This window comes from Candidatus Termitispirillum reticulitermitis, from assembly GCF_054655775.1.
Genome location: NZ_BAAIHG010000062.1, coordinates 1 through 7,300, shown reverse-complemented (window position 1 = coordinate 7,300; position 7,300 = coordinate 1). Strand labels below are relative to the sequence as shown.

At 46.2% G+C, this 7,300-nt stretch carries 7 protein-coding genes; 3 read left to right on the top strand and 4 right to left on the bottom strand.

Translation table 11 applies throughout. The features are described from left to right. Positions 1 to 38 precede the first annotated feature (38 nt). From glnE to tatA, 4 genes are read right to left on the bottom strand one after another with little or no spacing between them, the layout of a single operon-like run. Positions 39 to 2,789, bottom strand: a complete 2,751-nt coding sequence (gene glnE / locus AC1MDJ_RS06270; RefSeq protein WP_479690082.1) for a bifunctional [glutamate--ammonia ligase]-adenylyl-L-tyrosine phosphorylase/[glutamate--ammonia-ligase] adenylyltransferase — start codon at positions 2,787 to 2,789, stop codon at positions 39 to 41. Continuing rightward, positions 2,782 to 3,525: a tRNA pseudouridine(38-40) synthase TruA gene (gene truA, locus AC1MDJ_RS06265; RefSeq protein ID WP_479690081.1), complete on the bottom strand. Its 744-nt coding sequence runs from the start codon at positions 3,523 to 3,525 to the stop codon at positions 2,782 to 2,784. The genes glnE and truA overlap by 8 nt, the downstream gene beginning before the upstream one ends. Next, positions 3,512 to 4,240 (bottom strand): energy-coupling factor transporter transmembrane component T family protein, encoded by a 729-nt coding sequence (locus AC1MDJ_RS06260; protein ID WP_479690080.1) that lies wholly within the window; start codon positions 4,238 to 4,240, stop codon positions 3,512 to 3,514. Before AC1MDJ_RS06260 ends, truA begins: the two co-directional genes overlap by 14 nt. After that, positions 4,240 to 4,401: a twin-arginine translocase TatA/TatE family subunit gene (gene tatA / locus AC1MDJ_RS06255; RefSeq protein ID WP_479690079.1), complete on the bottom strand. Its 162-nt coding sequence runs from the start codon at positions 4,399 to 4,401 to the stop codon at positions 4,240 to 4,242. Before tatA ends, AC1MDJ_RS06260 begins: the two co-directional genes overlap by 1 nt. Positions 4,402 to 4,682: 281 nt before the next feature. Here tatA and AC1MDJ_RS06250 point away from each other — a divergent pair, with 281 nt between their 5' ends. The 3 genes from AC1MDJ_RS06250 to AC1MDJ_RS06240 are packed head-to-tail and all read left to right on the top strand — an operon-like array spanning position 4,683 to position 7,226. Continuing rightward, positions 4,683 to 5,555 (top strand): fumarate hydratase, encoded by an 873-nt coding sequence (locus AC1MDJ_RS06250; protein WP_479690078.1) that lies wholly within the window; start codon positions 4,683 to 4,685, stop codon positions 5,553 to 5,555. After that, positions 5,548 to 6,138 carry a FumA C-terminus/TtdB family hydratase beta subunit gene (locus tag AC1MDJ_RS06245; RefSeq protein WP_479690077.1) on the top strand — a complete coding sequence of 197 codons (591 nt, stop codon included), beginning with the start codon at positions 5,548 to 5,550 and terminating at the stop codon, positions 6,136 to 6,138. The genes AC1MDJ_RS06250 and AC1MDJ_RS06245 overlap by 8 nt, the downstream gene beginning before the upstream one ends. A 50-nt stretch (positions 6,139 to 6,188) precedes the next feature. Continuing rightward, entirely contained in the window at positions 6,189 to 7,226 is a 1,038-nt protein-coding gene (locus tag AC1MDJ_RS06240) for an NAD-dependent epimerase/dehydratase family protein (RefSeq protein WP_479690076.1), read from the top strand. The last annotated feature ends 74 nt before the right edge of the window (positions 7,227 to 7,300 follow it).

Below are 7,300 nucleotides of genomic sequence, written 5' to 3'. Positions count from 1 at the left end.
CCCCCCCCCCCCCCCCCTGTCAAGCATATTTTTAGAAGCTATCCTAGCACCCGTTCGTAGGCTGCTCTAACAGCACGTTTGTGCGCTTTAAGGTCGTCGGCAGATACCGATAGCCGTGCAAGACTGTCTTCGCCCAACTTTGTGGTTGGAGTGTTGTCGTATAGCCGTAACATATTTTCTATGCGCCTATAGAACAGATAACCCCGCTCAAATGCGGTATAATCACGCTTGCTCAATGCGCCATATTCATTTAATATCTGCAACGCCTTGAATGTGTTGCGCTCACAGAGCCTATTCTCTAAGCATAGCAGTTGCACAGCAAATTCAATATCCGTCAGCCCCCCTGCGGCACTCTTTATGTCGTAAGGGTTACGCCCCTTCTCCCGCTCTATCCGCACACGCATATCAGCCACCTCTGCCCGTAAATTATCATTTACAGTTGCCAGCCCTAATGCGTTAACACGGATACGGGCAAATCGTTCAGCTAGTTTATCGCTGCCTAATAACACCATAGCTTTAAGTATAGCCTGTTTCTCCCAGACCATAGACTCCCTTTGCTGGTATTCCTCAAAGGCATCCATAGTGGTGACAAGTGCCCCGCTAGAGCCTGATGGACGCAGTTTCATATCCATAGTGTATAGATTGCCATGCATGGTCATAGTGCTTATGTAAGCCCCCGCTCGCTGCACAAGCCTATGATAAAATTCACTATTTGTTAGTTGTCTGCTCCCATCTGCTGGTCTAGTTGTGCTCCCGTCTGCCTCGTATAGCACTATTAAGTCTAAGTCGCTTGCAAAACTCATCTCTCCGCTACCGAGTTTCCCCATAGCTATTACCGCATAACCTGCTGGTTTTCCATCCTCCCCGCTGGGGCGTCCGTAGCGCACCGCTAAATCATTATAGCAACGTGTAAATGCAACTTCCGCCACCGCACGGGCAAGCTCTGACAGCATCTCCATAACAGCTAAAACATTTACTTTGTCATTTATAAATGGATATGCAATTCTAAATAACATCTCCTTGTGGGCTCTCCGCATATACTCATACTCGGCTTCAGTGTCAAACCCTCCTGCGGACAGATTTTCAAGTAGTTTATTCTTGTAGCTTGCCTGTGTAATCTGCGGGAGCGTCAGGTTAAATATTAGCTCTATAATCCCCTTATTTTGCAGGATAGTATCTGTCAGATATGGCGATAGAGCGAACAGACGGTTCATGTCGGCTAGAATCTTCCCATCAGTAGCATTGTAGTATTCATATAGCATGTATAGCGCACTGCTACTATTGAATAATCGCCTATATGTTGCTAATATAGTTGCAAGGGTATCACTTGTGAGTGCCTGCTCTAATGCCTTGCCAAATATAGTTTTCATCATGACCATATCTTGCGGACGATTGCCCCCGCTGGCGGGGCTATACATAGCGTGGTATAGAATATTGGCACACCGCTCAGGCTCTTTAGCTCCTAGCCGTTTTAGCGACAGCGCAGCCTCCGCTTCGTCAAACAAGTCGTCAAACAGGAATTCTCCCAGCGTTATACGCCGTTTATCGTCCCCTATAAAGCAATTGTATATCGCACTGACACCATCAGCGTATTTTTTGTAGTCATCTTCAAATAAGGCTGCATCACTATATCCGCACCTTTCTAAAAATAGAGCAAATTCTGATGCGTTTTCTGGCACGGTGTAAATCTGCTGTTCGTTAGCTAGCTGGGCTTTGTGCTCTAACTCCCTATAAAATCTATATGCTTCAGCCATAAATGCAGCGTCTTTTGGAGCAATCGCCCCGCCAACAGCTAATTTATCTAATGTTTCAAGGGTAGCAGCAGTGTCTATCTTATGTTTAGGGTAGGCAATTATCTCTAAAATCTGTGTCAGGAACTCTATCTCACGCAAGCCCCCCCGCCCAAGTTTAACATTTTTTGCCCCCTTGTAGCGCAATTTAGCACGCGCCTGTGCCTTGCGGAGTATGTCGGTAGCTTCGTCTATAAATCGTTTATCCAACGTCCGCCGAAATATGAACGAGCGAACCGCCGCAAAGAACGCTGCAGACACCTCACGGCTACCCGCAGAGTGTCCGCCCTTTAACAACATCATCCGCTCCCAAGTCTGCCCATAGCTCTCGTAGTAACTACTATATCCGCTGACGGGCAGTGCCAGTGCACCCTGTTCTCCCTCTGGACGCAAGCGAGTGTCCACACGAAACACAAAACCATCAGTGGTGTGGCTCATCATCAGTTCCACTGTCTTTTTGGCAACCTCAGAGTAGTATTCGTGGTAGGTGATGTCTCTGATGCCAGCCAGCAATATGTCTTCGCCCGCCTCACTATATACGAATACAATGTCAATATCTGAACTAAAATTTAACTCCCTAGCCCCCAGCTTGCCAAGCCCAATAATCGCCATGTTCTGCGGGTAGTCTTTTATGTTATACCTGCAAGCAACGCTCGCCAGCGCATAGAGCAACGCAAACTCCAGCGCGGTATTCGCTACCGCCGTGAGGTGCGCCGTCTTAACTTCAAGGCTATCTTTTAGATATAGCTCGCGAACGCATATCTTTAGATATTCATCGTATTTATAGTCCCTTAAAAACTTCAGAAACTTGCTCTCTGTCATATCTAACACTTGCATGCCGCTCAACCTCGCGAATTCTGCCTCTTTACATGGGGGAATTCGCTCCATAGTGCAGATTATTTCTAATACACGCACGTAGTCAGCGTTTATGCGGTTAGACAAAAACAAGGCATGTTTTTTAACCAGCGTTAGGGCAACTTCAGCTTCATCCCTATTCATAGTGAACCCTTTCTAGGTATAGCCCCTGCGGAGGTGCAGTTATGCCCGCAGAACGACGAGCTTTTGCAGCTATTATATCTAATATGTCGCTAGGAGTGCGTTTCTCCACAGCAAACTGAACGGCGGTGCCTACTATTATCCGCACCATATTGTGTAAAAATCCGTTAGCGTTTATTTTAATGTTTATATAATCGCCGTTTCGCTCTGCGCTAGTCCAGTTTATAAGTCGCACGCACTCCTCTTTAACGCTTGATTTTACGCAAAATGAGGTGAAGTCGTGGTTGCCCTCTATCAGCTTTAATAGGTTTGCGATATATTCCACATCTAACCTATCTCTGCGATACCATGCTCGGTTAGTATCAAGTGCGGCACGGGTGCGCCTATTAAGTATTACGTATTTATAAGTTTTGCTGACGGCTGATAGCTGTGCGTGGAAGTCCAACGGCACATCTCGCACATCCAGCACCCCTATATCACGTGACAGCATTGTATTTAGCGCAAATAAAACGGAATGGTTTTCTCTGTATATATCAGCCGTGTAATGGAATACCTGCCCTAATGCATGGACACCGCTATCGGTGCGCCCTGAGCCTATTATTGCTACCCGCTGTCCGCCGTATAGCTGAGACAAAACCCTTTCTATCTCCCCCTGAATGGTGACACCCTCGTCTTGGATTTGCCAGCCACAATAATTGGTGCCGTCGTATTCGCAGACGCAGAGCTTACGATAGGGCAAGTTTTGCTCCCGCAGATATTACAATCGCTATTGATATTGCAACGAAATCAAACCAGTTGAAAGCCGCAAGCGCAAAGAAAGAGGGGTTTCCCGTGCGGTAGCGCAGTGCAATAGCTATCTGAGATGCATAGCGAAATGTGCGGACTAGCAACGGGGTGATAAGCGCACTAACTACGCGAACGGTGCGCAACAATGGCAGACTCTCCCCCTTTAGTGGCAGTATGCCCTTTAGCCGCTGCACGTCCATAATCTTACCCCCCTCGTTAAACAACAGCGGGATAAAGCGCAATGTCACCAGCACACTAAAGGCGGCATCTAGCGGAGATATTCTAAAATATTTCAATGGTTGAAAGAGCAGATAAAATATTTTAACTATATCGCTTGCAGGCGTTGTCCGCACAAAGAGCAATGAAAAGCCCACTACCATTGCAAATTTTGACACATAGAATACTGCATATATAGTTGTCTCATTAGTTGGTCTGCTCCAGTGCCCGTCAGCACTAACGAATAACTGTATCAGCAGTGTAAATATGAAAAAAAATAAGAACGGACGCAACACGGCAACCGCTTTCAGAGGCGTCAATCCGCAGAATACACCTAGCAACAGGTAACATACCAATAACGTGGCAAGTTGCGGAAACGTGTTCGTAAGCCCCGTTGCAGCGATGAAACAAAACGATATCAGCATCCGCGCTAGCGGGTTGAGGCGGGACATTATTTTTTAGGTTTGTCTGGCTCATCCTCGCCATTCAAGCCTTTCTTGAAATTGCGGATAGCCTCACCCAACCCCCTGCCAAGCGAGGGCAGACGGGACGCACCGAACAGCACAGCTACAACAAGCAAAACGATTAGTATCTGATGGCTGCCTATACCCATAAACACACCTCCGAGCACACTGACATATCATACACACTATTAGAAATATGTCAATGAACTAAAATAGTTAGTGCTTAAATATCGGTTGGTTAAATTTACACGTTTTTTTATTGACATAAAATCTATTACTTATAGGCATTTGGTACGCTTTCGTCAGGCATAATTTACTTGTTTCTAGTTCAGTCAAATATCTATTCGCTATCTTTGTGCTAAAATAAATACGTTGAATAAATTATATAATGCGGTTATAATCTCAGCCATAATATGCGAGGAGGTGCCAAATGAGTGTGGATTTGAAATCGGCGGTGCTGGAACTTATCCGCAGGTCATCTACCAGCCTGCACCCATCATGGGAAAGGGCAATAGCTGACGCCGCAGGCAAAGAAGATAAAGATTCTAGTGCAGGCACAGTTTTCAGCACTATACTTGAAAACATTAAGCTTGCGCGCGATAAGTCTGCTCCTATATGTCAGGATACAGGTTCACTAACCTTTTATGTGGATTACCCTGCTGGAGGACGCGAATCTAATTACACAAATGCGATTATAGACGCTGTTATTGATGCTACTGGCAAGCAATATCTGCGTCCTAACGCTGTTGATAGTATTACTGGCAAAAATACTGAAGATAACACTGGCGTTAATGCGCCTGTGTTTTACTATCATCAATGGGATAAAAACGAAGTGCGAATTCGCTTTATGCAAAAAGGCGGCGGCAGTGAGAACTGCGGTGCTCAATACCGCATACCCGATTCCCGCATAGGTGCTGGCAGAGACCTGAAAGGTGTTCGCAAGGTTGTGATAGATGCAGCACAGCAGGCGCAAGGACAAGGCTGTGCCCCCGGTATATTCGGCGTAGCAATCGGTGGCGATAGAGCTAGCTGTGCAAAGTTTGCCAAAGAACAGCTATTTAGGAAATACGGCGAGCGCTCGTCTGACCCAGAGTTGGCAAAACTAGAGAAACAGTTGCTTGATGATATAAACTCACTGGGGATAGGACCAATGGGCTTTGGTGGCAAGACAAGCGCATTAGAGGTGTTTATCGCATCACAGCACAGGCACCCCGCTACCTATTACGTTTCCATCGCCTACCTCTGTTGGGCTAATAGGAATGGGACTTTAACAATAAACGGTGATAAGGTGACTTATGATTAAGAAAATTACTACTCCAATATCGCTTGATACTGTAAAGGGGCTAAAAGCGGGCGACCGCGTTCTATTAACGGGCAGGATAGTTACAGCGCGAGACGCTGCACACAAGCTAATGATAGAAAAAAAACCTGATTTTGTTCGCGAATACCTAAAAGAATCCGTAATATACCACTGCGGACCTGTAGTTAGCAAAGATAGCGCGGGCAAATGGCACTTCGTATCAGCAGGTCCTACCACATCTAGCCGTGAAGAGCCTTATGAGGCTGACGTTATACAGGAATACACAGTGCGTGGCGTTATCGGCAAGGGCGGTATGGGTGCAAAGACTTCCGCAGGCTTGCAGAAAACTGGTGCGGTATATCTGCATGCAGTGGGTGGTGCAGGTGCGTTGATAGCCGAATGTGTTAAAAATGTAGAGACTGTCTTAATGTATGAAGAGCTTGGTAGCCCAGAGGCATTTTGGGTGATAGACGTAGTGGACTTCCCGCTCGTTGTCACTATGGATGCACACGGCGCAAGCCTGCATGCTGAAGTTCTAAAAAACTCTGAAGCAAAGGCTAAGAAACTATTAGAAAGCATAAGATAATTTACCCATCCCCCTCTAACGAGGGGGGAACTTTTATTTAGGATATATTTATGAAAATACTTGTAACTGGCGGTTCGGGCTATTTTGGCTCGTGTTTAATAAAAAAACTGACAAAGCGTGGCAGCTTTCAAATAGCCTCACTTGACCTTAGCGATGCAGATGATAGACCGCAAGCTGTGGAATTTTTTCGCGCGGATATTCGCGACCTAGATGCCGTTAGCAAAGCGTGTATAGGTGTTGATATAGTCCTGCACAATGTGGCACAGGTGCCACTTGCTAACAACTCGCAACTATTTGAATCGGTAAATGTAGGCGGAGTGGAAACTCTGCTTAAAGCGTGCCTAGAAAATAAGGTAAAAAAGGTAGTTTATACCTCATCTTCAGCAGTATTCGGCGTGCCTCAAAACCTGCCAATCACAGAAACTACTCCTACTTTGCCTAAAGAGTCTTACGGCGCGACTAAACTGGCAGCTGAGAAGGTGTGTGCCGAATATATCCAAAAGGGGCTAGATATTAGTATTGTCCGCCCGCGCACTATATTAGGCGGGAATGGGCGGCTAGGAATCTTCCAAATATTATTTGAATGGGTTAGCGAGGGCAGGCACATTCCTATGTTCGGTGACGGCAGTTACCCATACCAATTTGTTCATAGCGATGATTTAGCAGAGGTTTGTATTAGAGCGGGCGAACGTGCAGGCTCGTCTATCTATAATTGCGGTGCTGAAAGATACGGCACTATGCGCGACATTTTACAAGCACTCTGCGACCACGCTAAAACAGGGGCAAAGCCACGTAGCATACCGATGGCTCCTGCGGCGTTAGCCATGAAGATTATCAACAGACTTGGACTCTCCCCGCTGACTGATTGGCATTGGCTCAGCTATGGGATACCCTACTATTTTGATACCTCTAAGATTCGCACAGAACTTGGCTATACGGCAAAATATTCTAACGATGAGATGATATGCGAAAGCTACGACTGGTATATAGCAAACAGAGACAGGATACATTACATTGGCGAGGGAGCAAGCACACACCGCTCCGCTGTAAAGCAAGGGATACTAAACTTAATAAAGTGGATGTCATGATGAATAAAACAACTACTATTACAACTTCAAACGCAAACTCAAGCTCAAGCTCAAGCCCAGCGGGGGGGGGGGGG